This is a genomic window from Aquimarina acroporae (assembly GCF_023195925.1).
Taxonomy (GTDB): Bacteria; Bacteroidota; Bacteroidia; order Flavobacteriales; family Flavobacteriaceae; genus Aquimarina; species Aquimarina acroporae.
Genome location: NZ_JALPRE010000003.1, coordinates 35,318 through 58,222 on the forward strand (window position 1 = coordinate 35,318; position 22,905 = coordinate 58,222).

General features: G+C 35.1%; 27 protein-coding genes. 13 read left to right on the forward strand and 14 right to left on the reverse strand.

What is annotated here, in order from left to right; genetic code table 11:
• Both M0D21_RS04745 and M0D21_RS04750 read right to left on the reverse strand, forming a co-directional pair.
• On the reverse strand, positions 1 to 366 hold the full coding sequence (locus tag M0D21_RS04745) for a hypothetical protein (protein WP_248327300.1): 366 nt from the start codon (positions 364 to 366) through the stop codon (positions 1 to 3).
• Positions 367 to 411: 45 nt separating this feature from the next.
• Positions 412 to 1,599, reverse strand: coding sequence for a sensor histidine kinase (locus M0D21_RS04750; protein ID WP_248327301.1), 1,188 nt, complete (start codon positions 1,597 to 1,599; stop codon positions 412 to 414).
• A gap of 124 nt (positions 1,600 to 1,723) precedes the next feature.
• Between M0D21_RS04750 and M0D21_RS04755 the strand changes: the two genes are divergently transcribed.
• The 4 genes from M0D21_RS04755 (at position 1,724) to upp (ending at position 4,529) form a co-directional block, all read left to right on the forward strand.
• Complete coding sequence (locus tag M0D21_RS04755; protein ID WP_248327302.1) at positions 1,724 to 2,599, forward strand: flavin reductase family protein; 876 nt, start codon at positions 1,724 to 1,726, stop codon at positions 2,597 to 2,599.
• A gap of 9 nt (positions 2,600 to 2,608) precedes the next feature.
• Positions 2,609 to 2,986 carry a DUF3127 domain-containing protein gene (locus tag M0D21_RS04760; protein WP_248327303.1) on the forward strand — a complete coding sequence of 126 codons (378 nt, stop codon included), beginning with the start codon at positions 2,609 to 2,611 and terminating at the stop codon, positions 2,984 to 2,986.
• Between the two features lie 209 nt (positions 2,987 to 3,195).
• Positions 3,196 to 3,834 carry a leucyl/phenylalanyl-tRNA--protein transferase gene (aat, locus tag M0D21_RS04765; RefSeq protein WP_248327304.1) on the forward strand — a complete coding sequence of 213 codons (639 nt, stop codon included), beginning with the start codon at positions 3,196 to 3,198 and terminating at the stop codon, positions 3,832 to 3,834.
• A 41-nt stretch (positions 3,835 to 3,875) separates the two neighbouring features.
• Complete coding sequence (gene upp / locus M0D21_RS04770) at positions 3,876 to 4,529, forward strand: uracil phosphoribosyltransferase (protein WP_248327305.1); 654 nt, start codon at positions 3,876 to 3,878, stop codon at positions 4,527 to 4,529.
• 1 nt (position 4,530) lies between these two features.
• Here upp and M0D21_RS04775 read toward each other — a convergent pair whose 3' ends face one another.
• Complete coding sequence (locus M0D21_RS04775; protein ID WP_248327306.1) at positions 4,531 to 4,935, reverse strand: ACT domain-containing protein; 405 nt, start codon at positions 4,933 to 4,935, stop codon at positions 4,531 to 4,533.
• A gap of 2 nt (positions 4,936 to 4,937) precedes the next feature.
• Positions 4,938 to 5,501, reverse strand: coding sequence for a DNA-3-methyladenine glycosylase I (locus M0D21_RS04780; RefSeq protein ID WP_248327307.1), 564 nt, complete (start codon positions 5,499 to 5,501; stop codon positions 4,938 to 4,940).
• Positions 5,502 to 5,641: 140 nt separating this feature from the next.
• On the opposite strand from M0D21_RS04780, the gene M0D21_RS04785 reads away from it, so the two are divergent.
• Positions 5,642 to 6,253: a thioredoxin family protein gene (locus tag M0D21_RS04785; protein WP_248327308.1), complete on the forward strand. Its 612-nt coding sequence runs from the start codon at positions 5,642 to 5,644 to the stop codon at positions 6,251 to 6,253.
• Here the strand turns inward: M0D21_RS04785 and M0D21_RS04790 are convergent.
• From M0D21_RS04790 to M0D21_RS04815, 6 genes are all read right to left on the reverse strand, one after another.
• On the reverse strand, positions 6,250 to 6,945 hold the full coding sequence (locus tag M0D21_RS04790; RefSeq protein WP_248327309.1) for a hypothetical protein: 696 nt from the start codon (positions 6,943 to 6,945) through the stop codon (positions 6,250 to 6,252). The genes M0D21_RS04785 and M0D21_RS04790 overlap by 4 nt on opposite strands.
• Positions 6,946 to 6,978: 33 nt before the next feature.
• Positions 6,979 to 7,686 (reverse strand): tRNA pseudouridine(55) synthase TruB, encoded by a 708-nt coding sequence (gene truB, locus M0D21_RS04795; RefSeq protein ID WP_248327310.1) that lies wholly within the window; start codon positions 7,684 to 7,686, stop codon positions 6,979 to 6,981.
• Between the two features lie 14 nt (positions 7,687 to 7,700).
• On the reverse strand, positions 7,701 to 8,495 hold the full coding sequence (uppP, locus tag M0D21_RS04800) for an undecaprenyl-diphosphatase UppP (protein WP_248327311.1): 795 nt from the start codon (positions 8,493 to 8,495) through the stop codon (positions 7,701 to 7,703).
• Between the two features lie 63 nt (positions 8,496 to 8,558).
• Positions 8,559 to 8,825, reverse strand: a complete 267-nt coding sequence (locus M0D21_RS04805; RefSeq protein WP_248327312.1) for a DUF3098 domain-containing protein — start codon at positions 8,823 to 8,825, stop codon at positions 8,559 to 8,561.
• Entirely contained in the window at positions 8,806 to 9,213 is a 408-nt protein-coding gene (locus M0D21_RS04810; protein WP_248327313.1) for a hypothetical protein, read from the reverse strand. The genes M0D21_RS04805 and M0D21_RS04810 overlap by 20 nt, the downstream gene beginning before the upstream one ends.
• Before the next feature lie 9 nt (positions 9,214 to 9,222).
• Positions 9,223 to 10,101: a cell division protein FtsX gene (locus tag M0D21_RS04815; RefSeq protein WP_248327314.1), complete on the reverse strand. Its 879-nt coding sequence runs from the start codon at positions 10,099 to 10,101 to the stop codon at positions 9,223 to 9,225.
• 109 nt (positions 10,102 to 10,210) lie between these two features.
• On the opposite strand from M0D21_RS04815, the gene M0D21_RS04820 reads away from it, so the two are divergent.
• From M0D21_RS04820 to M0D21_RS04840, 5 genes are all read left to right on the forward strand, one after another.
• On the forward strand, positions 10,211 to 11,143 hold the full coding sequence (locus M0D21_RS04820) for a ketopantoate reductase family protein (RefSeq protein ID WP_248327315.1): 933 nt from the start codon (positions 10,211 to 10,213) through the stop codon (positions 11,141 to 11,143).
• A 60-nt stretch (positions 11,144 to 11,203) separates the two neighbouring features.
• Entirely contained in the window at positions 11,204 to 14,017 is a 2,814-nt protein-coding gene (leuS, locus tag M0D21_RS04825) for a leucine--tRNA ligase (protein WP_248327316.1), read from the forward strand.
• Between the two features lie 12 nt (positions 14,018 to 14,029).
• Complete coding sequence (locus M0D21_RS04830) at positions 14,030 to 14,290, forward strand: SemiSWEET family sugar transporter (protein ID WP_248327317.1); 261 nt, start codon at positions 14,030 to 14,032, stop codon at positions 14,288 to 14,290.
• Between the two features lie 134 nt (positions 14,291 to 14,424).
• Positions 14,425 to 15,540 (forward strand): alanine dehydrogenase, encoded by a 1,116-nt coding sequence (ald, locus tag M0D21_RS04835; protein ID WP_248327318.1) that lies wholly within the window; start codon positions 14,425 to 14,427, stop codon positions 15,538 to 15,540.
• Between the two features lie 109 nt (positions 15,541 to 15,649).
• A complete protein-coding gene (locus tag M0D21_RS04840; RefSeq protein WP_248327319.1) occupies positions 15,650 to 16,342 on the forward strand; it encodes a zinc metallopeptidase in 693 nt (230 codons plus the stop codon).
• A gap of 57 nt (positions 16,343 to 16,399) precedes the next feature.
• On the opposite strand, the gene M0D21_RS04845 is transcribed toward M0D21_RS04840, so the two are convergent.
• Together M0D21_RS04845 and M0D21_RS04850 are read right to left on the reverse strand one after the other, a co-directional pair.
• On the reverse strand, positions 16,400 to 16,864 hold the full coding sequence (locus tag M0D21_RS04845; protein WP_248327320.1) for an Lrp/AsnC ligand binding domain-containing protein: 465 nt from the start codon (positions 16,862 to 16,864) through the stop codon (positions 16,400 to 16,402).
• A gap of 91 nt (positions 16,865 to 16,955) precedes the next feature.
• Entirely contained in the window at positions 16,956 to 18,326 is a 1,371-nt protein-coding gene (locus tag M0D21_RS04850) for a saccharopine dehydrogenase family protein (RefSeq protein WP_248327321.1), read from the reverse strand.
• Between the two features lie 146 nt (positions 18,327 to 18,472).
• Here M0D21_RS04850 and M0D21_RS04855 point away from each other — a divergent pair, with 146 nt between their 5' ends.
• The gene (locus tag M0D21_RS04855) at positions 18,473 to 18,862 is read left to right on the forward strand and encodes a DUF423 domain-containing protein (RefSeq protein ID WP_248327322.1); all 390 of its coding nucleotides are present in this window, start codon (positions 18,473 to 18,475) and stop codon (positions 18,860 to 18,862) included.
• Positions 18,863 to 18,930: 68 nt separating this feature from the next.
• Positions 18,931 to 20,547, forward strand: coding sequence for a phosphoenolpyruvate carboxykinase (ATP) (pckA, locus tag M0D21_RS04860; protein WP_248327323.1), 1,617 nt, complete (start codon positions 18,931 to 18,933; stop codon positions 20,545 to 20,547).
• A gap of 97 nt (positions 20,548 to 20,644) precedes the next feature.
• Here pckA and M0D21_RS04865 read toward each other — a convergent pair whose 3' ends face one another.
• The gene (locus M0D21_RS04865; RefSeq protein ID WP_248327324.1) at positions 20,645 to 21,391 is read right to left on the reverse strand and encodes a uroporphyrinogen-III synthase; all 747 of its coding nucleotides are present in this window, start codon (positions 21,389 to 21,391) and stop codon (positions 20,645 to 20,647) included.
• Positions 21,392 to 21,424: 33 nt separating this feature from the next.
• Positions 21,425 to 22,078, reverse strand: coding sequence for a DUF4271 domain-containing protein (locus M0D21_RS23110; protein ID WP_394802448.1), 654 nt, complete (start codon positions 22,076 to 22,078; stop codon positions 21,425 to 21,427).
• Between the two features lie 94 nt (positions 22,079 to 22,172).
• Here M0D21_RS23110 and M0D21_RS04870 point away from each other — a divergent pair, with 94 nt between their 5' ends.
• Positions 22,173 to 22,904, forward strand: coding sequence for a polyprenol monophosphomannose synthase (locus M0D21_RS04870; protein ID WP_248327325.1), 732 nt, complete (start codon positions 22,173 to 22,175; stop codon positions 22,902 to 22,904).
• Position 22,905: the final 1 nt, after the last annotated feature.

The following is a 22,905-nucleotide window of genomic DNA, read 5'->3' on the forward strand; positions in this document are numbered from 1 at the left end:
CTATGAAGTTAAGCCTAGAAGTTCTGGATGGCTGAAGTAAATATACCCTAAACTCAATATGGTAATGAGTATAAAAACTATAGCATAAGATAAACCTGTAAATTTTGTAGAACCTGGTTTAGCGGTAATGGTCTTTCTGTGATAATCATAAACTCGTTCGATATCTGGAGTCCATCGTCCGGGAAAAATTTGAGTACCGCATTTACTACAATGAATATTATCCAGTACTTTTTTGTTGGTTTTAATTATAAAGCTAGAGGTTTTTTTTTCTTGCATAAAAGAAAGTACCATACCGTCAGTAGCATAACATTCTGGACAATTGTTGGTTAGATTTGCCCTCTTTAGAATTATATGTTCAGTTTTCACCTTGAGTAGATTTTGAATCTATATAACGCTCTATTGTAGTTATTGTTATACGGTAGCTCCTATTTTGCGTAGGGTAATTTGGAAGGTAGTTCCTTTCCCTATATCAGACTTAAGAACTTTGATTCTTCCAGAATGATATTCTTCAATAATTCTTCTAGAAAGTGATAAACCTAAGCCCCAACCACGGCTTTTTGAAGTGTATCCTGGTTCAAATATTTTGGTGAATTTGCTTTTTGGGATTCCTTTTCCAGAATCTTTAATTCGTATAAAAACCCGTTTGGCATCATCAGATAAATCAATTTTTAGATCGCCCTTTCCACGCATTGCATCTATTGCGTTTTTAACCAGATTTTCTATAGTCCAACTGTAAAGTTGAGAGTTTAATGAAACAAGAATAGGTTTATCTGGTAAATCTAACGAGAAGTTGATAAGCTTTGAACTTCTTGATTGCAGATATGTGTAGGCATTTCGTGTTTCTTCAACAATATCAACCTCTTCTAGAATAGGAATTGATCCAATTTTTGAGAAGCGTTCGGTGATTACTTTAAGTCTTGAAATATCCTTTTCAATTTCGGTTATGTAATCCGGATTTACATTTTCTCCTTTCAAGATTTCATTCCACCCTACCAATGAAGACAAAGGAGTTCCTATCTGATGGGCTGTTTCTTTGGCCATACCTGCCCATAATTTGTTTTGCTCACTTATTTTAGAAGTAGTAAAAAAGAAATAAATTACTCCTATCAGCAAAAATAAAATGAGTGCAATGGCTATGGGGTAATATTTCAGTTTATTTAATACGTCAGAATGGCCATAGTAGATGTATTGTACACTGTCTTTAAGATCAAGTTCTATGGGATCGTTTTCAGATTTGATTTTTTTTAGATAAGACCTTAATTTCCTTTCGTCATTAAGTACGTTCTTAGATAAGTTTTGAAAATAACTAGGGTCGGGTTTACCCAAAGAATCTCTAATAAAATCTCCCTTAGAGTCTGTAATTATAAAAGGTACCGATTTGTTGGTTTCTCCAATCAGAATTACCAAATCGAGGTAATCGTCAGACTGTTCGCTGTTAAAAGCTTTTCTAGATTGTGTCCATATTTCAATTTTGGTACGTTCATCATCTTTAAATCGCTGTAGGAACAATGAAGTATTCCATAACACAAGAATGGTGATTACCAAAACTGCTACAATGATAAAGTAGCTAGAAAAATTACGCTCATCAGAGAAATTCATAAGAACCGTTAACTAAATCCTAAATATAAACGTTTTTATATAATTTTATTGTTTATGTAAGAGAATACTAAAGTTGAAATTAGTGGTCAAACTTTGGTTATCTTTGCTCAAGATAAAATAAAATATGATTACAATAGATCCTTCAGTTGTTTCTACAGGAAAATTACACGGTTTCATGTTGGGTGCAATAGGCCCGAGACCTATAGCTTTTGCGAGTACTGTAGATGTTGATGGCAATCCAAATTTGTCTCCATTTAGCTTTTTTAATGTGTTTAGTGCGAATCCTCCAATACTAATTTTTTCGCCTGCAAGAAGGGTTCGGGATAATACTACAAAACATACCTTAGAAAATGCTCAAGCCACAAAAGAAGTGGTAATTAATATTGTAAACTATGATATTGTGCAGCAAATGTCTTTATCTAGTACGGAATATGGTGAAGGTGTGAATGAGTTTACAAAATCGGGTTTAACTATGGTGAAATCTGAAAAAGTAGCGCCATTTAGAGTGGGTGAATCCCCGGTACAGTTCGAGTGTAAAGTAAATGATATTATACCTATGGGAAGCGAAGGCGGTGCTGGTAATCTTGTTATGTGTGAAGTGCTGTTAATGCACGTAAATGAAAATATTGTTGATGCCGATGGTCGTATCGATCAATATAAAATTGATCAGGTAGCCCGTATGGGAGGAAATTGGTACACTCGTGCAAATAGAGGTATGTTTGAAGTGCCTAAACCGTTGAGTACGATAGGAATTGGTGTAGATGAATTGCCAGAAGATATTAAGAATAGTACAGTTTTTACAGGAAACGATTTAGGTAAACTTGCGAATATTGAGCATTTGCCAAGGAAAGAAGAAGCTTTAGATTTTGTTAATAAACAAGATGATATTAAGAACAAAATAGCACAGGCCAACCCAATAGAAATTCATAAATTTGCTAAGCAATATTTAGATGACAACCACATAGATATTGCATGGAAGATTTTAGCAGCAAAATTATAATACATTAAGATGGAAGTACAAGGTAAAGTAAAGATGGTCGGGGAGACACAAACCTTTGGAAGCAATGGTTTTAGAAAGAGAGAAATAGTTGTAACTACAGACGAGCAGTATCCACAACATATCATGGTAGAATTTATTCAGGATAAGTGTGATCTGTTGAATAATTTTCAAGTGGGACAAGACGTGAAAATAAGTATCAATTTAAGAGGGCGCGAATGGGTGAACCCTCAAGGAGAAACAAAATATTTTAATTCTATTCAGGGTTGGAGAATCGAAAGCCTGCAACCAGCTGCTCCTGCGGCTTCGGCACCACCAATGCCACCTGCAGATGCATTTGAGCCAGCAAACGATTTTTCTGAAGAAGAACACGACGACTTACCGTTCTAGAAAAAAACATAAATAGTAAAAAGTAAAAAGTCCGGTAGTATACTATCGGACTTTTCATATTGTGGTTTAGGTTAACCTTTTAATAAAACTCAAAAAAGCAATGATGAACAAAATTTATCTTAAAAGGTCTTAACAAAGATTGTGATTTTTTTGGTCAATTCAAACAACTGATTGATATTTAACGTTGCAGAAACTCATATAATTACACTTTGTTTATTCTAACAGAATCCATAGAATTTCCTCCAGTTGCTTATGCCGATACCGATGGATTACTGGCGATAGGCGGCGATTTGTCTACAGATAGATTGATATTTGCATACCGTAACGGGATTTTTCCCTGGTATAATGAAGGACAGCCTATTTTATGGTTTAGTCCAGACCCTCGTATGGTTTTATTTCCCAATGAATTGAAAATAAGTAAAAGCATGCGACAAATACTGCGAAAAAAAGCTTTTGAAGTTACCTTTAATTCAAATTTTGAAGAAGTCATATATAATTGTGCAACCATAAATCGTCCCGATCAAGAAGGAACATGGATTACAACTGATATGCAAAATGCCTATAAAAAGATGTTCGATTTGGGTTATGCAATTTCTGTTGAGGTGTGGAAAGAAAATACTATGGTTGGAGGGCTATATGGGATATGGCTAGAAGAAAAAAGGATCTTTTGTGGTGAAAGTATGTTTTCTACCATGAGTAACGCTTCCAAATATGGGTTTATAATGTTAGTAGAGTGGTTGCAGCAAAAAGACGTGAAGCTTATAGATTGTCAAGTGCATACAGATCACTTATCAAGTTTAGGAGCTAGAGAAATTCCCAGAGACGAGTTTCTGAAATATTTAAAATAATTAATATTACCTTATTGCGGTGTATTAAAAACTATACTCTTATGACCATTCATAATTTAGGATTAGAAAATTCGGTTTTAAATCAATTTGTGCTTGAGCTTCGTGATGTAACTATTCAAAAGGACAGTATGCGATTTCGAAGAAATGTAGAGCGTATAGGAGAGATTTTAGGATATGAACTCAGTAAAACGCTGGAGTTTGTTCATAAAACCGTTCAAACACCATTAGGAGAACAGAAGACGCTAGTTCCTGTAGAAGAGATTGTTTTATGTGCCATTTTACGGGCAGGCCTTCCTTTGCATAACGGATTATTGAATTATTTTGATAAAGCTGAAAATGCATTTATCTCAGCATATCGGGATCATAAAAGAGATAGTGATGATTTTGATATTGTAGTGAATTATTTGGCGTCACCAAGATTAGAGAATAAAACCTTGATTTTGGCCGATCCTATGCTTGCTACAGGGAAAACACTAGAAAATACCCTACAAGCAATGAAAGGGCATGGTACCCCTCGTCAAATTCATATTGTTTCTGTAATTGGTTCAGAATCTGGGGTTGGGTACACCGAAAAAGTATTTCCCGAGAATACACATCTATGGATTGCAGCGGTAGACCAGGAGCTCAATGCTAAAAGCTACATTGTTCCGGGGTTGGGAGATGCGGGAGATTTATCTTTTGGAGTGAAACTATAATTCAATCTTTATAGTTTTCAGATAATTGTTTCAGAATTTTTACCGCTTTATTACCATCTTTTTTATGTACAAAAATATGGTCATGATAAAACCCTGCTATTACATTGCAGCTAATATTATGTTTTGCCAGTTCAGACGAAAAAATTGCAGTCATACCGACCGCGTCCAATGAAGAATGTACTTTTAGTGTGATCCAGTTAGCAATATAGGTATAAGATAGTTTGTGGTCATCCGCTTTTTGACGCTCCATAACGATTGTTACTCCTTCTTTTTCTTTGAATTCACAAAGAATATCGCTTCTGGCAATACTATTTGCGTTTTCTACGGTAGAAAAAATATACTCGCCCTCTTGTAACTTAGGCTGTAATGATCGTATCAGTTTGGTCAAATTGGTTTCTCCTTCCATGATCAAACCTCATTATATCTAAAACAATCTACTACATGGTCATTGACCATTCCTATGGCTTGCATAAAGGCATATACAACAGTGGATCCAACAAATTTAAAACCTCTCTTTTTTAAGTCTTTACTAATGCGATCAGAAATTTCGGTATTTGCCGGACAATCTTTATGATGTTTCCAAGAGTTTTTAATAGGTTTTCTGTCAATAAAACCCCAGATATAACTATCGAAACTGCCAAATTCTTCCTGAATTTTTATGAAATTTTGGGCATTAGTTATAGCAGAGTTTATTTTCAATTTATTTCTTATGATACCAGCATCTTGAAGCAATTCTTCCTTTTTAGTTTCTCCATATTTTGCTACAATTTTGTAATCAAAATTATCAAAAGCTTTTCTGAAGTTATCTCGTTTTCTTAAAATGGTTATCCAGCTCAAGCCAGCCTGAAAAGTCTCTAATATCAAAAACTCAAATAAAAGCTGCTCATCATGAAGAGGAGTTCCCCATTCATTATCATGGTAAGATTCGTATAAGTCGTCACCAACACACCATCCACATCTGATTTTTGTCATATTCCGAATTTTAGAATATAAATATATTGCATTTATTTATTCTGATACTTCCTTGAAGTACGATTATAGAATGAAAAAACCAATTTCGTAAGTTTTAAAAATAATTATCGTCTTATCTTGTAACATTTATGAAAAGAAATATGAATACTACCACAATAACAATAAACGAATTAATAGAAAAGGGAATTTCTAATTCTGCTAGCTATGAAGAATATAAAGAATTAGTAAGTAGCCTATTGCTAGAAGGTAAATCTACCGGTAATGATCAAACCGAAGCTTTGACAAATTATAGTATGTTGAATGATCGAAGAATGAAGCGATTAGATAAAACTATAAAAGTAAATGATGCGGCTAAAAAGATATTTTCTGACGCAAAATTGAATGTAACTTGGTTAGTGTTGACCGAAGGTTGGTGTGGCGATGCCGCACAGTCTCTGCCTGTAATAAATAAATTGGCAGAACTTAATGATGGGATCGATTTAAGAATTGTTTCTCGCGATGAGCATGATGACTTAATGAGTAATTTTTTAACCAATGGAGGTAAAGCAATTCCTAAATTGATTGCATTTGATAATGATAAAAAGGAAGTGCTAAATTCCTGGGGTCCTCGACCTTCAGTAGCTACAAAAATGGTAAACGATTATAAAGCTGAGCACGGTAGTCTTGATGCAGATTTTAAACAAGATTTACAAGTATGGTATAATAAAGATAAGGGGGTTAATATCATCGAAGATTTAACCAAACTTATCTAATTACTATAATTAAAGTAATATGTAATTGAACCCTGTTGTTCTTCTACATCAGAACGAGAAAATAGTGCTTGTTTGGCATACTCCATAGCATTGTCGAATAAGCACTCATTTCTTGTTGTAGAACGCTTTTTATCGACTTTGGTATCTACTACATATCCGTTTTTGTTCACTTCAATTTTAACCACTACTTTTCCGCTTCCATTACAGGTATAAACTGGATTAGGCAATTCAAGCGAGTTTCTTCCTTTAAGACTGTAGGTTAACGAACTATTTCTGTTATTGGTTTCTTTTCCTTCGGGTTCGAGTTCTTCTTTTTTTGTATCGTCTCCTTCAGCTTTTTCTTCTATGGGCACCTCGCCATCATTGGTTTGTGTTTCTTCATTTTCTGAAGATGCCTGCTCGGCTTCCATTAATGATTTAATGCGTTCTTCTATTTCATCATGATCTTCAAAATCTTCATTATAGGCATTGTGAGTTCTTTTAGAAGCGATTAGGTCTCTTGCTTCTTCCATTTGCGGTTCTTCTTCTTCAGCTTGTTCTTCTTCAGCAAGGAATTCTTCAGGAATCTCCATAAGAATTTCAGATTGCTGTTTTTGCTTCTTAAACATGCTAATGTTATAAAGACTAAGAACAAAAATACCCATCAGCATCGATGTGATAATCAGGGCTTTATGTTTTTCTATAAACTCCATAGGTATCTATAACTAATTTTCTTATACAATATTTTAATTAGTTTCAATTTTAACTGGTAACTGGGTTTTAAAAGCCTCAATAGTCATAGCTTCTTCCACCGAAAATTCCCCTATTTTGGTTCTTCTCAAAGCGGTTAGGTGTGCTCCACTTTGTAAATGTTTTCCAAAATCGTGTGCTAGAGATCGTATGTATGTTCCTTTACTGCAAACTACCCTGAAATCAATTTCTGGCAGTGCAATTTTTGTAATTTCAAATTCGTCAATTGTTATTTTTCTGGGGGTGACTTCTACGTCTTCTCCTTCTCGGGCATACTCATACAAGCGTTTTCCATCTTTTTTCAAGGCTGAAAAGACCGGTGGAAATTGCTGTATTTCACCAATAAAATGAGAAGTAGCATCCATAACTTTTTTTTCAGAAACATGATCTATCGGAAAAGTTTGATCTATTTCAGTTTCCAAATCATAAGAAGGAGTTGTAGCTCCTAATGTGATGGTCCCAGTATATTCTTTGGCTTGACCTTGAAATTCTTGTATGCGCTTAGTGAATTTTCCGGTACATATTACCAATAACCCCGAAGCTAGAGGATCTAATGTTCCGGCATGCCCAACCTTAATTTTCTTTATGCCGAACGTCTTCCGAATAAGCCAACGCAATTTATTTACAACCTGGAAAGAAGTCCATTGTAGTGGTTTGTCGATCAATAGAATTTGACCATCTTTATAATCTTGTTCGGTTAACATTGTTGTGTGGGGCGCTATTTAATAAAACCAAAACTGATGGCAAGTATGCCAACAAGTATACAATATACGGCAAAATACGTTAACTTGCTCTTTTTCACCAGAGAAATCATCCATGTACAGGCGAAAAGCCCTGAAATGAATGCCGCAATAAAACCAACAATGATGGGTATACTGTTCTCTGACGAAAAATTAAGATCACCACTTAAAAGGTCTTTGGCTATTTTACCGAAAATTAAAGGAATAACCATTAGAAAAGAGAAACGAGCAGCTTTTGTTTTGTCATTGCCTAGTAAAACCGATGTAGAAATAGTAGCTCCGCTTCGTGATATTCCTGGTAACATGGCAATTGCCTGCGCGATACCAATTATAAATGCATTGGAGGTGCTTACTGGTTTAAGCGTGTTTTTGGCTTTGTCTGCTAACCACAATAGAATTGCAGTGATAATAAGCATAAAACCAACAAATGTGATGTTTCCTCCAAATAATTGCTCTAACTGTTCTTCAAAAAACAAACCCACAATAACCGCTGGTATCATTGAGATAATAATTTTGAAAGAAAATAAGGTTTCTTCGTTTTTTTTAAACTTAAATAATCCAGAAATAATTTCCAGAATATCTTTTCGAAACACTACAATAGTACTTAGTGCAGTGGCAAAATGAAGGACTACGGTGAAAAGAAGAGATTCTTCGGGTACGCTGGTGTCACCTAAAATAGCTTTTCCTAGTTCTAAATGGCCGCTAGAGGAGACAGGTAAAAATTCTGTAAGTCCTTGTATAATGCCTAAAATAATCGAATCAATGATTTCCATAAAGGATTCAGGGTTTTCTTAAACTTTGGCAAATATAGGGTAGTGGAATGATAAATTGATCGATTACTTATCTTTCTTCTTATCTGGATTTAATAAGATTGCGTAAATTTCTATACCAAAACCGATTAATACAATCGTGGGAGCAAGTCTTATTCTTCTGAAACTATAGATTTCCGGATTAAAGACATTAGGATCGTCACTTCCTCCACCTGCCATCAAAATAAAACCAAGAGCAATAACTGCAATACCAATGGCCATGAACATATAATTTTTCTTTCCGAAAACGAAGTCTGGTTTCGGTAATGAATTTTTATTGGATTGTTTTTTCATGTATATCGTTATTAATCTCGTTATAAATTACCTTGTCCTTAAGCATCAATTTAGAAATATGTCCCATATTTCCGTCGCGAGTAAAGATAGTCCATCTTTTAATAGGATACAAAGTAACAGTTTTGTTTAAAATATCAAGACGAGTTTGTTCTACCGTTAATCCTTGCTGTAAGCCTCGATTAATATAGTAATAGTGCTCGTCGCCTTTTAGTGTAATGACAAGGTCAAGACCTGGGCCTTCTTCTATTTTGGTTACTGTTCCTTTTACGGTGAGTACATCTTCAGGTTGAACATTTCGAACAGGCTTAAAAGTTTGTACCATCATCCACATAAAGCCTAAAAACAACACAAAAACGACTGAGAACCATATTTTAGCTACTTTTTTCATCTTGAGAGCTTAATAATATAATTCGTCGGTTCTAAGATTTAAGAATCGCTGGGTTGCAAAAAAGGTACTAATCCAGGTGATAAGTACTCCAATTCCAAAAACGCCTAAAAATAAAATTGCTAAGAGGGCCTTATCATCTAGCAAAGCCAATTCTGGGAAGGTCTTATTCAAATAATATAATACAATACCTACTCCTACAAGAGCCACGATTGCACCTATCATACCAAGGCGAACACTTTTCCAGACAAATGGTCTGCGAATAAATTTTTTGGTAGCACCAACCATTTGCATGGTTTTAATAATAAATCGTTTAGAATAAACCGATAAACGAATAGAACTATTGATCAATAGCACTGCGATAAAAGTGAAAATCCCGCTTATTAATAATACCCAAAAGCTTATACGTCTAATATTATCATTTAGTAAAGAAATAAGCGGTTTGTCATAAATCACTTCGTCTACAAAATTCTTCTTAGTGATAGACGCAGAAATATCTTCAATTTTGGCAGCATCTACAAAATCAGCTTTCAAATATACGTCGATAGAATTTTGCAAGGGATTATACCCAAGAAATTCCATAAAATTCTCACCGATATCCTTACTGTGTTCTTCGGCAGCTTCATCTTTAGATATAAATGTAGTCGACTTTGTATATTCTGCTAAGGCTAGCGTTTTTTCAAGCTGTTTGATTTCTACCTCTTTGGCAGTGTCTTTTAAATAAATCGTAAGAGCGATCTTTTCTTTAAAATGATCTGCTACTTTTTTAGTATTCAAAACCAACAAGCCCAATAAACCTAATAAAAATAAAACCAAAGAGATACTAATCACCACCGAGAAGTATGAAGAAATTAGTCTGCGTTTTTGGTATTTTTCAAAGGATGAGCTCATAAAGAATTATATTTTCGGGTAAAAATAATAAAGAATAGTTAATTAACTTTGGTTTGTACAGGAATAACGTATACTTAACAACATTCTTATTTACTTAAAGGATTTATATATGCACACAGTTGTTTTTGGTGTTGGAGGTGTAGGAGGATATTTTGGAGGAAAAATTTCGAATTCTGGTCAAAAAGTTACGCTTATTGCCAGAGGGGAGCATCTTATAGCTATTAAAAATAAGGGCTTAGAGGTGAATAGTATTAATGGAGACTTTGTGACGCACCCTTATTTAGTGACAGATCAAATTAATGAAGCAGAAAAGGCAGATCTTATTCTTATTTGCACAAAATCATGGCAGGTTGCAGAAGCTGCAAAATTGGTGCTGCCCATAATTAAGGAGAACACCGTGGTTATTCCGTTGCAAAATGGTGCTGATAATGTAGAGAAATTACTTTCTGCTATTCCCAAACAACATGTGCTGGGCGGGTTGTGTAAAATTTATAGTAAAATTGAAGCTCCAGGGGTGATCTCTCATTTTGGTCATGATCCAGAAGTTGTTTTTGGAGAGATTGATGGTACTCTTACCAAAAGATTGTCCACTATTCAGCAAGTGTTTAATAAAGCAGGTTTTCATAATACCATTTCAAAAAACATTTATGTAGATATTTGGAGTAAGTTTATGTTTATAGCAACCGTAAGTGGTCTAGGTGCCCTAACTCGACTTACTATTGGTGAAATGTATCAAGATTCAGGAACGCAAAACTTATTGGAGAAAACGGCCCAGGAAATTTATGAGATTGGAGTAGCCAAAGGCATAGGGCTACCAAGTGATCTGGTAAAACGTATTATGGCTTTTATCGAGAAGCAACCTTTTGATTCTACCGCCTCTACGCAACGAGATATTTTAGAGGGGCGACCTTCAGAATTAAATAATTTTAATGGATTTATTGTTGAAGAAGGTAAAAAACTAGGAATTTCTACGCCTGTTAATGCTTTTATTTATAGTTGCTTGCAGCCAATGGAAGCCAAAGCAAGGTTAACCAAAAACTAAAGCGAAAAAACGTAGTAAACTCGCATAAAATCGTAAATTTGCGATCTTAATTTTAGATTAATGAGCTACGATTTTAATACTATTGAGGCCAAGTGGCAAAAATATTGGGCAGAGCACCAAACATTCAAAGCAGAAAACAACAGTGCTAAACCAAAATATTATGTACTAGACATGTTTCCTTATCCTTCTGGTGCCGGATTACATGTGGGGCATCCACTAGGGTATATTGCCAGTGATATTTATGCGAGATATAAACGCCATAAAGGATTCAATGTATTACATCCTCAGGGGTATGATTCTTTTGGGTTGCCTGCAGAACAATATGCTATTCAAACGGGACAGCATCCTGCTATTACCACCAAAGAAAATATTGCAAGATATCGTGAGCAATTAGATAAAATAGGGTTTTCTTTCGATTGGAGTCGTGAAGTGAGAACCAGTGATCCTAAATTTTATAAATGGACACAATGGATTTTTATTCAGCTGTTTAACTCTTGGTATGATAATGATGCAAATAAGGCCAGAGATATTTCAGATTTAGCAACCATTTTTTCAAAAGATGGAAATAGTGCGGTAAATGCAGTTTGTGATGATGATACGAATGTGTTTACAGCCGAACAATGGAATGCATTTTCTGTCAAAGAAAAACAAGCAGTACTTCTAAAATACAGATTAACATACCTTGCCGAAACAGAGGTGAATTGGTGTCCGCAACTAGGAACAGTCTTAGCCAATGATGAAATAGTAAATGGAGTGTCAGAACGTGGTGGCTACCCGGTGATTCGCAAAAAAATGACACAATGGAGTATGCGAATTTCGGCATATGCGCAACGTTTATTGGATGGATTGAATACCATTGATTGGCCACAACCTCTAAAGGATTCTCAGACCAACTGGATAGGAAGATCTCAAGGAGCTAGTGTGACTTTTAAAGTAAAAGATCATGATGAAGTTATAGAAGTATTTACTACTCGGCCAGATACTATTTTTGGAGCTAGTTTTATGACCTTAGCGCCAGAACATGATTTGGTGCAAAAAATTACAACTGCAGCGCAAAAAGCCGAAGTAGAAGCATATATTGAAGCGACCGCTAAGCGAAGTGAGCGAGAGCGTATGGCCGATGTAAAAACCATTAGTGGTGCTTTTACTGGAGCCTATGCAGAGCATCCTTTTACCAAGGTGCCAGTGCCAATCTGGATTGGAGATTATGTTTTAGCGGGCTATGGTACAGGAGCTGTAATGGCTGTTCCTTGTGGAGATCAACGAGATTATGACTTTGCGAAACACTTTAATATTGAAATTCCTAATATTTTTGACGGAGTAGATATTTCTGAAGAAGCCTTTGCAGATAAAGAGAATACGGTTATCGCTAATTCAGATTTTTTAAACGGATTAAGCTATAAAGAAGCTACAAAAAAGGCGATAGAAGAACTTGAAAAGCTAGGTCAGGGAGAAGGAAAAATTAATTACCGTCTTCGTGATGCTGTATTTAGTAGACAGCGATATTGGGGTGAGCCTTTTCCTGTATACTATGTCGATGGAATGCCACAAATGATTGAGGCTAAACATTTACCTATTGAGTTGCCCGAAGTAGAGAAATACTTACCCACCGAAACAGGTGAGCCGCCTTTGGGAAGAGCGACAGAATGGGCTTGGGATACCAATAGCAATACGATTGTTTCAAATGATAAGATTGATCATAATACCGTTTTTCCATTAGAATTAAATACGATGCCGGGTTGGGCAGGGAGTTCTTATTATTTCAATAGATATATGGATCCTCAAAACGAACATGAAGTGTTTTCTAATGAGGCAATCGAATATTGGAAAGAAGTAGACCTTTATATAGGAGGAAGTGAGCATGCAACAGGACATTTGTTATATGCTCGTTTCTGGCAAAAATTCTTGTTCGACAAAAGAGTTGTGCCAGTCGAAGAATTTGCTAAGAAATTGATCAACCAAGGAATGATTTTAGGTACTAGTGCTATTGTATATAGAATTAGTGGTACAAATTCTTATGTTTCTAAAGGTTTAAAAGCTCAGCATAAAACCGAAGAGCTAAGGGTAGATGTTGGTTTGATCAATAATTCCGATGAGCTCAATTTGGAAGCTATCAAAAATTGGCAGCCACAGTTTATTGATGCCGAGTTTATCCTTGAAGATGGTAAGTATATTGTAGGTCGAGAGGTAGAAAAAATGTCTAAAAGGTGGTTTAATGTAGTAAACCCAGATGATATTTGTAATGATTATGGGGCAGATACCTTACGATTATACGAAATGTTCCTAGGTCCATTAGAACAGGCCAAACCTTGGAATACCGCGGGTATTACAGGTGTACATTCTTTCTTGAAGAAATTATGGAAATTATATCATAATGGAGATGCTTTTGAAGTTTCTGAAACAGAGCCAACAAAAGATAATCTTAAAACGCTACACAAGACAATCAAAAAAGTAGAAGAAGATATAGAGAATTTTTCTTTTAACACTTCAGTAAGTACTTTTATGATTGCTGTAAATGAGCTTACCGCTCAAAAATGTAATTCAAGAACGATTTTGGAGCAGCTTTTGGTGCTTATATCTCCTTATGCTCCTCATATTGCTGAAGAGCTATGGCAAAAGTTAGGGAATACCACTTCTATTACTACTACTGCTTTTCCAAAATTCGAAGAGAAATATTTGGTAGAAAGCGCAAAAGTATACCCGATCTCTTTTAACGGGAAAAAACGTTTTGAGCTTGAGCTACCTTTAGATATGAGTAAAGAAGATATTGAAGCGGCTGTAATGGCTCACGAAAAAACACAACAGCAACTTGCTGGGCGTGAACCTAAAAAGGTGATAGTAGTACCTGGCAAGATTGTAAATGTAGTAGGATAACTCAAAAACAATATGATTGACCCAATAGAAATTCTGGGACTCGTAGCCGCAGTTTTAACGACTGCGGCTTTTTTTCCTCAGGTGTATAAAACCTGGAAAACAAAATCAACAGATAGTTTATCATTATCTATGCTGTTAATTTTTGTTTCTGGGTTACTTTGTTGGTTGGTTTATGGCTTTTTGATCGATAGTTTTCCTATTATTTTAGCAAATTTTGTCACCATTATTTTAGGGTTGATACTCTTGTATTTCAAGCTTCGCTATAAAAACTAACTATCTATAACAAGGTTTTTTAAATTTTAACAATTTAAATGAAAACCTGCTAAAATTATCAATAAAATATTTTTAGAGGCTGGTTTATTGTTTTATTTCATAAAAACAGCTATTTTCGACCAAAAAATAAGAATATGATAATTGGTGTCCCCAAGGAAATCAAAAATAACGAGAACAGAGTAGGTGTAACACCTGCCGGGACTATGGAACTTGTTAGACATGGTCACACCGTTTTTATTCAGCAAAATGCTGGTCTACAAAGTGGATTTAGCGATGAAGAATACATAAGTGCTGGTGGGCAAATTTTACCCACAATTGAAGATGTATACCAAACCGCTGAAATGATCATTAAGGTTAAAGAACCAATAGAACCAGAATATTCTTTAATTAAGAAGGATCAGTTATTATTTACATATTTTCATTTCGCTTCTAGTGAGGTGCTAACCAAAGCTATGATCGATAGTGGATCGGTGTGTGTTTCTTATGAAACCGTAGAGGATCCAGATAGAAGTCTTCCATTATTAACTCCTATGAGTGAAGTTGCAGGGAGAATGTCGATCCAACAAGGAGCCAAATATCTTGAAAAACCTTTGAAAGGAAGAGGTATTCTTTTAGGAGGTGTTCCTGGAGTAGCACCAGCAAAGGTTTTAATTCTAGGAGGTGGAGTTGTAGGTACACAAGCCGCTAAAATGGCAGCGGGTATGGGTGCAGATGTTACTATACTAGATATTAGTCCGAAAAGATTAAAATATCTTGATGATGTAATGCCTGCCAATATAAATACTGAATATTCTAACGAATACACGATTAGAAAACATATCAAAACTTCAGATCTTATTGTAGGAGGGGTGTTAATTCCGGGGGCAAAGGCGCCAAAATTGATTACCAGAGATATGCTTAAAGATATGCGCCCTGGAACGGTGTTGGTTGATGTTGCGGTTGATCAAGGAGGGTGTTTTGAAACTACTAAACCAACGACACACCAAGACCCTGTATATATTATTGATGATGTAGTGCACTATTCTGTAGCAAATATGCCAGGTGCAGTGCCTTATACGTCAACTTTGGCACTTACTAATGTCACTTTGCCATATGCTGTGCAATTGGCAAATAAGGGCTGGAAAAAGGCTTGTAAAGAAAATGAACCCCTAAAGAAAGGACTAAATGTAATTAATGGAGATGTTGTGTACCCTGCAATATCAGAGGCTTTTGGCCTTCCGTTAGAAGATGTAAATGGTTATTTAGATTAAACTCGACTTATTGGCTAACTCAAGTTTATTTAACCGAGAACCTCGCTTTTATGGCGAGGTTTTTGCTTTTTATGTTGTAACTTTAACAAACATAAAAAGTACATAAGTTATGATGGGATATTATATCATTGCGGGAATTATCTTCTTGGTTAGTTCTTATGTGAGCAATAAACTTAAAAGTAAATTTAAAAAGTACTCCAATATTCATTTACAAAATGGAATGAGTGGAGCCGAAATAGCGACCAAAATGCTTCAAGATAATGGCATATTTGATGTTCAAGTTATTTCTACACCAGGAATGCTAACAGATCATTATAACCCACTAAAGAAAACTGTAAATCTTAGTGAAGGAGTATATAACCAGCGTAATGCAGCTGCTGCTGCTGTAGCAGCACATGAAGTTGGTCATGCTGTACAACATGCTACTGCTTATAGTTGGTTAACAATGAGGTCTAAGATTGTGCCTGTAGTGGGAATGGCAGGGAAATTTTCAAATTTTGTAATCATGGCAGGATTAGTGATGTCTGCTTCAGGAATGCTTCTCGGTAATACAGTGTTTCTGCTGGGTATAGTATTATTCGGGATGACTACGCTATTTGCGTTTATTACTCTTCCTGTAGAATATGATGCTAGTAATAGAGCTTTGGCCTGGCTTGAAAATAACAATATAGTGACTCAAAAGGAGTATGCGGGAGCAAAAGATGCATTGAAATGGGCAGCAAGAACGTATGTAGTGGCTGCACTAGGTTCCTTAGCTACGCTGTTATATTTCATTTCTATATTTTTAGGAAGAAGAGACTAGATAAGATGTGTGCCTAGATGATAAAAAAACCTCCAAGTTTACATCTTGGAGGTTTTTTTATATGTTTATTTGACGGTCGATTTGCTGATCTAGAGAGATGAAAGTTTCTGTTCGAGAAACGCCTTCTATAGCTTGGATGTTCTTGTTTAAAACGTTCATCAAATGCTCATTATCTTTGCATAATATTTTGATAAAAATTGACCAGTTACCTGTTGTATAATGACATTCTATTACTTCAGGAATTTCTTTGAGTTGTTTTACTGCTTTTGGATTGCTAACAGCCTTATCTAGAAAAACACCCACAAAAGCCATCGTTTTATAACCAAGTACTTTCGGGTCAATGATAAATTTTGATCCTGCTATTAGTCCTGAAGCTTCAATTTTACGTAATCTTTGGTGAATTGCGGCACCAGAAATACCAACTTTTCTGGCAATTTCTAGAATGGGTCTTCTAGCGTCTTCCATTAAATTGCGTAAAATTTCTTTATCAATTCCGTCGATTTTTACTTGACTATTTTTCATAGGGGAATTATTTCAACTGTTAACCAAAAATACGATTATTGATATAAAATTGAAATTTCAAATGTTATAAATGTATAAAATTGTAATAAAATTAACCTTTTACTCCATCAGGATTGTAGCCTAAATAGTCGCGCTCTATCTCATTAAATGTGATTCCGAAATCTTCTAATTCTTTTAAGATGGGGTCATATATCTCTTTTTTGATAGGGATTTGAACTCCACTATGTGTATACTCTTTATTAAGAATACGAAGTGCTGCCATGGCTACAGGAAGTCCAACTGTCCTGGCCATTGCAGTATAGGTTTGATCTTCACCTATACTCACCATTGTGGCGTCTATTTGTTGACGTTTTCCGTTGAGTTCATATCCAAATTTATGATACATAACAATCATGTCTTTATCTCCGTCATCTAGAGTCCATTTGTCCATTAGTATTTTTTGAAGAATCTGGGCAGGAGTTGCATTTGAGATACTAACTTTTTTGTGAGGGTTGAAGAGATCAAGTTCTAAAAGCTTGTCCCACATGATGTCATCTTGATCTATTTTGAGGTAATGTCTTAGTTTTAGTTCAACAGAATCCGAAGGAGAGTAGGGTAAAAAGGAATTCATAAAATCGCGATAACTCATATGCTCAGAATTTTCTATGGTATAGTCATCTGCCGTCATTCCTAATTGAACAAAAATGTTCCATGCTCTTGAGAAACCTACCCTACGAATGGTTCCTCGGTATAATGTTAAAATATCTTCTAAGCCATATATGCTTTGATATTTGAGTGAATTTCTGTTGGCATAAGCCTCAAAACGCCCATATCCTTCTACTTCCAAAAACTCGGTTCTTCTAAATAGTTTGTGGTATGGAATATATTTATAGGTGCCTTCCTGCAGGAACTCTGCAGATCCTCCTTGGCCTGCGATAACCACATTTCTAGGATTCCATGTGAACTTATAATTCCATAAGTTGGTATCGCTTTCTGGTGCTACCAGACCGCCAGTAAAAGATTCGAATAAGATTATTTTACCTCCTTGATTTCTAATTCGATCAATCACTTGCATGGCACTCATATGATCTATTCCGGGATCCAGGCCAATTTCATTCATGAATACTAATCCTTTCTTGCGAACTTCGGAATCAAGCTCTTGCATTTCTTCACTCACATAAGAAGCGGTAACCATATTTTTTTCATATTTCAAACAGTCTTTAGCAACTTCAATATGAAATCTTGCGGGAAGCATAGAAACCACTATGTCGGCATTTTGAATGGCATTTTCTCTGGAGTTTTTATCAAAAACATCTAGCAATATCGCTTCGCTGAAGGGATGATTATTAGCTAATTTTTGAGCATTTTCTATTGAAATGTCTCCAATAATAATCTGAAGATTTTCTGATTCAGCTTTATCCTGAAAATATTTAATCAATACGGCGGTAGATTTACCAGCTCCGATAACTAAAACCTTTCGCATACAAGTTTATATTTTGATAACTTTGATACGAATGTAATAAATACCTCAAAAAATAGTAAGTGTTATCTATTGGATTAATTCTATTTTTTGAAAAAAAATGTCTAAATAGTTTAGAAAATATGTTTGAAAAATCAATTGAACAGAAAATGAGATTAAATAAGACAATTTTGATTACTGGGGCAACCTTGGCTCTTATTGCAGTACTATTTGGTGCTTTTGGTGCGCACGGCCTTAAGAAATTGGTAGATGAGTCAAGTGTCACTTCTTTTAATACCGGAGTAAGGTACCAGATGTACCATGCAATTGTGCTTATTATTTTAGGAAATATGTCTGCTTTAAATAAGACTTTTCAGAAACGTATCTTCTATTTCTTTATAGGGGGAATTGCCCTTTTTTCAGGATCCATCTATCTTTTGGTAATAGATGAAGTATTAGGGATTTCTCTATCAAGTATTGGTTTTATTACGCCTTTGGGAGGTTTTTTGTTAATTTTTGGATGGATTTTCTTTATTGCCGCACTTGTTAAGATTAAGTAAAGTTTTTCACGGTTAGTGTAATTATTATTTATAATTTTGCACGTACATAACATACACAACATATTTTTATGGAACCACTGTATCCAATTACGAAAACGTTTTCGTTAAAGCATTACGGTATTGAAAATGCTACAATGCGCTACCAATTATCTCCAGAAGAACTAGAGAATGAGGCGGTGCAAAAAGGCCAAGGGAAAATAACTAAGTCGGGAGCACTGGCAATAAACACAGGGGAGTTTACAGGTCGCTCACCAATGGATCGTTTTATTGTTAAAGATGACATTACCAAAGACAAAATTTGGTGGGGAGATATTAACATTCCTTTTGAACCCGACGCTTTCGATAAGCTTTATGATAAGGTTACCAAATACCTATCAGGAAAGGAAATTTTCGTTAGAGATAGTTATGCATGTGCCGATCCGGAGTATAGATTAAACATACGAGTGATAAATGAGTATCCATGGTCAAATATGTTTGCTTATAATATGTTCTTAAGACCAACTCAAGAAGAGTTAAAAGACTTTAAGCCAGAATGGACTGTAGTTAATGCACCTGGTTTTATGGCAGAAGCTGCTGTAGATGGAACAAGGCAGCATAATTTTGCCATCTTAAATTTTGAGCGAAAAATTGCACTTATTGGAGGAACTGGGTACACGGGAGAGATTAAAAAAGGAATCTTTTCGGCATTAAATTTTATTCTTCCGGTAGAAAGAAACTCTCTGCCAATGCATTGCTCTGCCAATGTTGGTGAAGAGGGAGATACTGCAATATTCTTTGGTCTTTCAGGAACAGGTAAAACGACTCTTTCTACCGATCCAAATCGCAAACTTATCGGTGATGATGAGCATGGTTGGACAAAAGAAAATACAATCTTCAATTTTGAAGGAGGTTGTTATGCAAAAGTGATCGATTTGTCTGCGGAGAAAGAGCCAGAAATTTATGGTGCGATTAAAAAAGGAGCTATTCTGGAAAATGTGATTATTGATGATAATGGCGAGGTTGATTTTGCTGATACGTCAATCACACAAAACACCAGAGTAAGTTACCCGATACATCATATAGAGAATATAAAGACACCATCTATTGGTAAAAACCCTAAGAATATATTTTTCTTAACGGCTGATGCTTTTGGAGTGTTGCCTCCTATTTCTAAGCTTACTCCAAGTCAGGCGGCATATCATTTTATATCTGGATATACAGCAAAAGTTGCTGGAACTGAAGCTGGAGTAGTAGAACCACAACCTTCATTCTCTGCTTGTTTTGGAGCTCCATTTATGCCGTTACACCCTGCAGAGTATGCAGAAATGTTAATCAATAAAATGCAGGAGACCGGTGTGAATGTGTGGCTTGTAAATACGGGGTGGACCGGCGGACCTTATGGAGTAGGTTCAAGAATTAAGCTTAAGTATACTAGAGCTATGATTCAAGCGGTGCTTAACGGTGATCTTGGTCTATATTCGTATGACGATTATCATATTCATTCGGTTTTTGGTGTAGCGCAACCAAGAAAGTGTCCCGGTGTTCCAGATAGCGTGCTAAGTCCTAGAGCGACTTGGAATGATGATGAAGCATACTATACCACTGCTTTTAAATTAACGAATGCGTTTAGAGAGAATTTCAAGAAATTTGAATCTTATGCGAACGAGGAAATCCGAAGAGGAGGGCCACAACGTTATGGGTTCTAATTCATCTAGAATAAACAATTAAAAAAGGGTCTGATTTATTTCAGATCCTTTTTTAATTATATGTTATCAAGATAACTCTCTTTAAGTTCTTAAAAAGTTATTTTTTGTTGACTTCTTTAATGTATTTCTGAAGTGCCATTGTCATAGATGGTGTTTCAGGGGTTGGTGCCTGAATATTTACTACCAAACCATGTTCTTCGGCTGCTTTTACTGTTGAGTTCCCAAATACAGCAATACGAGTATTATTTTGCTTAAAATCTGGGAAGTTTTCGAATAACGACTTTATTCCAGAAGGGCTGAAAAACACAAGTACGTCATAAAAAACATCTCTCAAATCAGAAAGGTCACTAACAACAGTTCTGTAGAATATCCCCTGTTTCCAATTTACCTTAAGACTGTCTAGGGTGTTAGGAATTTCAGGTTTTAATTTATCAGAAGATGGTAGTAAGAACTTTTCTGTCTTATACTTTTTAATTAAAGGTGAAAGCTCTTGGAACGTTCTTTTACCAACATATATTTTTCTTTTTCTGTAAACAACATACTTCTGTAAATAGTATGCTACCGCCTCACTCTGACAAAAGTATTTCATGCTATCCGGAACCTTGTAACGCATTTCTTCTGCGATTCTAAAAAAATGATCGACAGAATTACGGCTGGTAAGAATAATTGCGGTGTATTGCGATAAATCCACTTTTTGTAATCTTACCTCCTTGGCATCAACTCCTTCAACATGAATAAAAGGAATAAAATCGATCTTCACTTTTTCCTTTTCTTCTAGATCAAAATAAGGTGAATTTTCTACTTTAGGCTCTGGTTGTGAGACCAAAATTGTTTTCACTTTCATATATATTCTTTTCTTACGTTCGTAACCTAAATTTTAGATTATAAGCTTATATAGTATAAAATAAGGCGCGATTTCAAGTGCGCAAAGATACAAAATAAAATAAAACTTATGGTTTAAAATTATGTTTTCATTTTTCTTGTAAAAAGAAATAAGCACGATAGTATTTAGGACAAGCAATGCTATAACGAGAGCGATAAGTGCAATTTTGGATGGGGTAAATGTATAAATAAATAGAATGTTGGCAATAAGTAGAACCACTCCCATAAAATTGCGATAAGATACCTTGTAAAACAAGTATTCGTCAATTATGGTGTCAATAGCAAAAATAGTTCCTATTATTTTTTCTATTAATAGTTTACAAATAACGACTACAGTATATATAATAAGAATTTTAAAATATAAGTTGATTTCTGACGAAGTAACTTGCGAATCAAAAACGTTAAAGCATAAGTATAGAAATAGTGATGCCGAGATGATCTGAAAAAGCAATAAAACACTATTGAAACTGGTCGAAAGTCGATTTGGTTTCTGATAAGAAATAATGTATTTATTATTGCTTAAAAGCATCATGAAATTTGAGAATGAAAGACTGTTAATCCTTTTAGCTACAGACAGTAAAACAAGGCAAGCTATAATGAGAATAGTAAGCCAATTATTTGCAATGATGTTTCGTGTAATAATTTCCATAAACTGTTAAGGGTAAAATTACAATCAAATAACTCACAAAAACAAGAAAAAATCTAGTAATTATTTAATTATATTTGCGTGAAAAATGGTCTAGATGGTAGACGCGATAGTCATAATTCCTACCTATAATGAGATAGAAAATGTAGAACGAATCATTAAGAATGTTTTTTCATTACAAAGAAATTTTCACATTCTTATTGTTGATGATAATTCTCCAGATGGTACGGCTGCAGAGGTGAAAAAATTACAATCTGAATTTCCAGAAGGTCTTTTTCTTTTGGAAAGAAAGGGTAAACTAGGTCTGGGAACTGCTTATATCTCCGGATTTAAATGGGCCTTGCAAAAAGGATATGAATACATATTCGAAATGGATGCCGATTTTTCTCATAACCCCAATGACCTAATACGATTATATAATGCATGTGCCAAAGGGAGTTCACATGTAGCAATTGGGTCAAGATACGTCACAGGAGTAAATGTGGTTAATTGGCCAATGAGCAGGGTTTTACTTTCCTGGTTGGCTTCAAAATATGTTCGTTTTATTACAGGAATGAATATTCATGACACAACTGCTGGATTTATCTGTTATAGAAGAGAGGTTTTAGAAAAAATTAATTTAGACAAAATACGATTTGTAGGATATGCTTTTCAAATAGAAATGAAATTTAAAGCGTATTTGCTGAAATTTAAAATTAAAGAAGTGCCGGTAATATTTACCGATAGAACACGAGGAAATTCAAAAATGAGCAAAGGAATTATTTCTGAAGCTGTTTTTGGAGTGATTAAAATGAAATTAAAAAGCTTGTTTAAAAGTTACGAAATATGAT

Coding starts and splice junctions, on each gene's coding strand:
- M0D21_RS04750 (WP_248327301.1), bottom strand. CDS start 1,599: ATGAATTTCTCTGATGAGCGTAATTTTTCTAGCTACTTTATCATTGTA.
- M0D21_RS04755 (WP_248327302.1), top strand. CDS start 1,724: ATGATTACAATAGATCCTTCAGTTGTTTCTACAGGAAAATTACACGGT.
- M0D21_RS04760 (WP_248327303.1), top strand. CDS start 2,609: ATGGAAGTACAAGGTAAAGTAAAGATGGTCGGGGAGACACAAACCTTT.
- upp (WP_248327305.1), top strand. CDS start 3,876: ATGACCATTCATAATTTAGGATTAGAAAATTCGGTTTTAAATCAATTT.
- M0D21_RS04775 (WP_248327306.1), bottom strand. CDS start 4,935: ATGGAAGGAGAAACCAATTTGACCAAACTGATACGATCATTACAGCCT.
- M0D21_RS04780 (WP_248327307.1), bottom strand. CDS start 5,501: ATGACAAAAATCAGATGTGGATGGTGTGTTGGTGACGACTTATACGAA.
- M0D21_RS04785 (WP_248327308.1), top strand. CDS start 5,642: ATGAATACTACCACAATAACAATAAACGAATTAATAGAAAAGGGAATT.
- M0D21_RS04790 (WP_248327309.1), bottom strand. CDS start 6,945: ATGGAGTTTATAGAAAAACATAAAGCCCTGATTATCACATCGATGCTG.
- truB (WP_248327310.1), bottom strand. CDS start 7,686: ATGTTAACCGAACAAGATTATAAAGATGGTCAAATTCTATTGATCGAC.
- uppP (WP_248327311.1), bottom strand. CDS start 8,495: ATGGAAATCATTGATTCGATTATTTTAGGCATTATACAAGGACTTACA.
- M0D21_RS04805 (WP_248327312.1), bottom strand. CDS start 8,825: ATGAAAAAACAATCCAATAAAAATTCATTACCGAAACCAGACTTCGTT.
- M0D21_RS04810 (WP_248327313.1), bottom strand. CDS start 9,213: ATGAAAAAAGTAGCTAAAATATGGTTCTCAGTCGTTTTTGTGTTGTTT.
- M0D21_RS04815 (WP_248327314.1), bottom strand. CDS start 10,101: ATGAGCTCATCCTTTGAAAAATACCAAAAACGCAGACTAATTTCTTCA.
- M0D21_RS04820 (WP_248327315.1), top strand. CDS start 10,211: ATGCACACAGTTGTTTTTGGTGTTGGAGGTGTAGGAGGATATTTTGGA.
- leuS (WP_248327316.1), top strand. CDS start 11,204: ATGAGCTACGATTTTAATACTATTGAGGCCAAGTGGCAAAAATATTGG.
- M0D21_RS04830 (WP_248327317.1), top strand. CDS start 14,030: ATGATTGACCCAATAGAAATTCTGGGACTCGTAGCCGCAGTTTTAACG.
- ald (WP_248327318.1), top strand. CDS start 14,425: ATGATAATTGGTGTCCCCAAGGAAATCAAAAATAACGAGAACAGAGTA.
- M0D21_RS04840 (WP_248327319.1), top strand. CDS start 15,650: ATGATGGGATATTATATCATTGCGGGAATTATCTTCTTGGTTAGTTCT.
- M0D21_RS04845 (WP_248327320.1), bottom strand. CDS start 16,864: ATGAAAAATAGTCAAGTAAAAATCGACGGAATTGATAAAGAAATTTTA.
- M0D21_RS04850 (WP_248327321.1), bottom strand. CDS start 18,326: ATGCGAAAGGTTTTAGTTATCGGAGCTGGTAAATCTACCGCCGTATTG.
- M0D21_RS04855 (WP_248327322.1), top strand. CDS start 18,473: ATGAGATTAAATAAGACAATTTTGATTACTGGGGCAACCTTGGCTCTT.
- pckA (WP_248327323.1), top strand. CDS start 18,931: ATGGAACCACTGTATCCAATTACGAAAACGTTTTCGTTAAAGCATTAC.
- M0D21_RS04865 (WP_248327324.1), bottom strand. CDS start 21,391: ATGAAAGTGAAAACAATTTTGGTCTCACAACCAGAGCCTAAAGTAGAA.
- M0D21_RS23110 (WP_394802448.1), bottom strand. CDS start 22,078: ATGGAAATTATTACACGAAACATCATTGCAAATAATTGGCTTACTATT.
- M0D21_RS04870 (WP_248327325.1), top strand. CDS start 22,173: ATGGTAGACGCGATAGTCATAATTCCTACCTATAATGAGATAGAAAAT.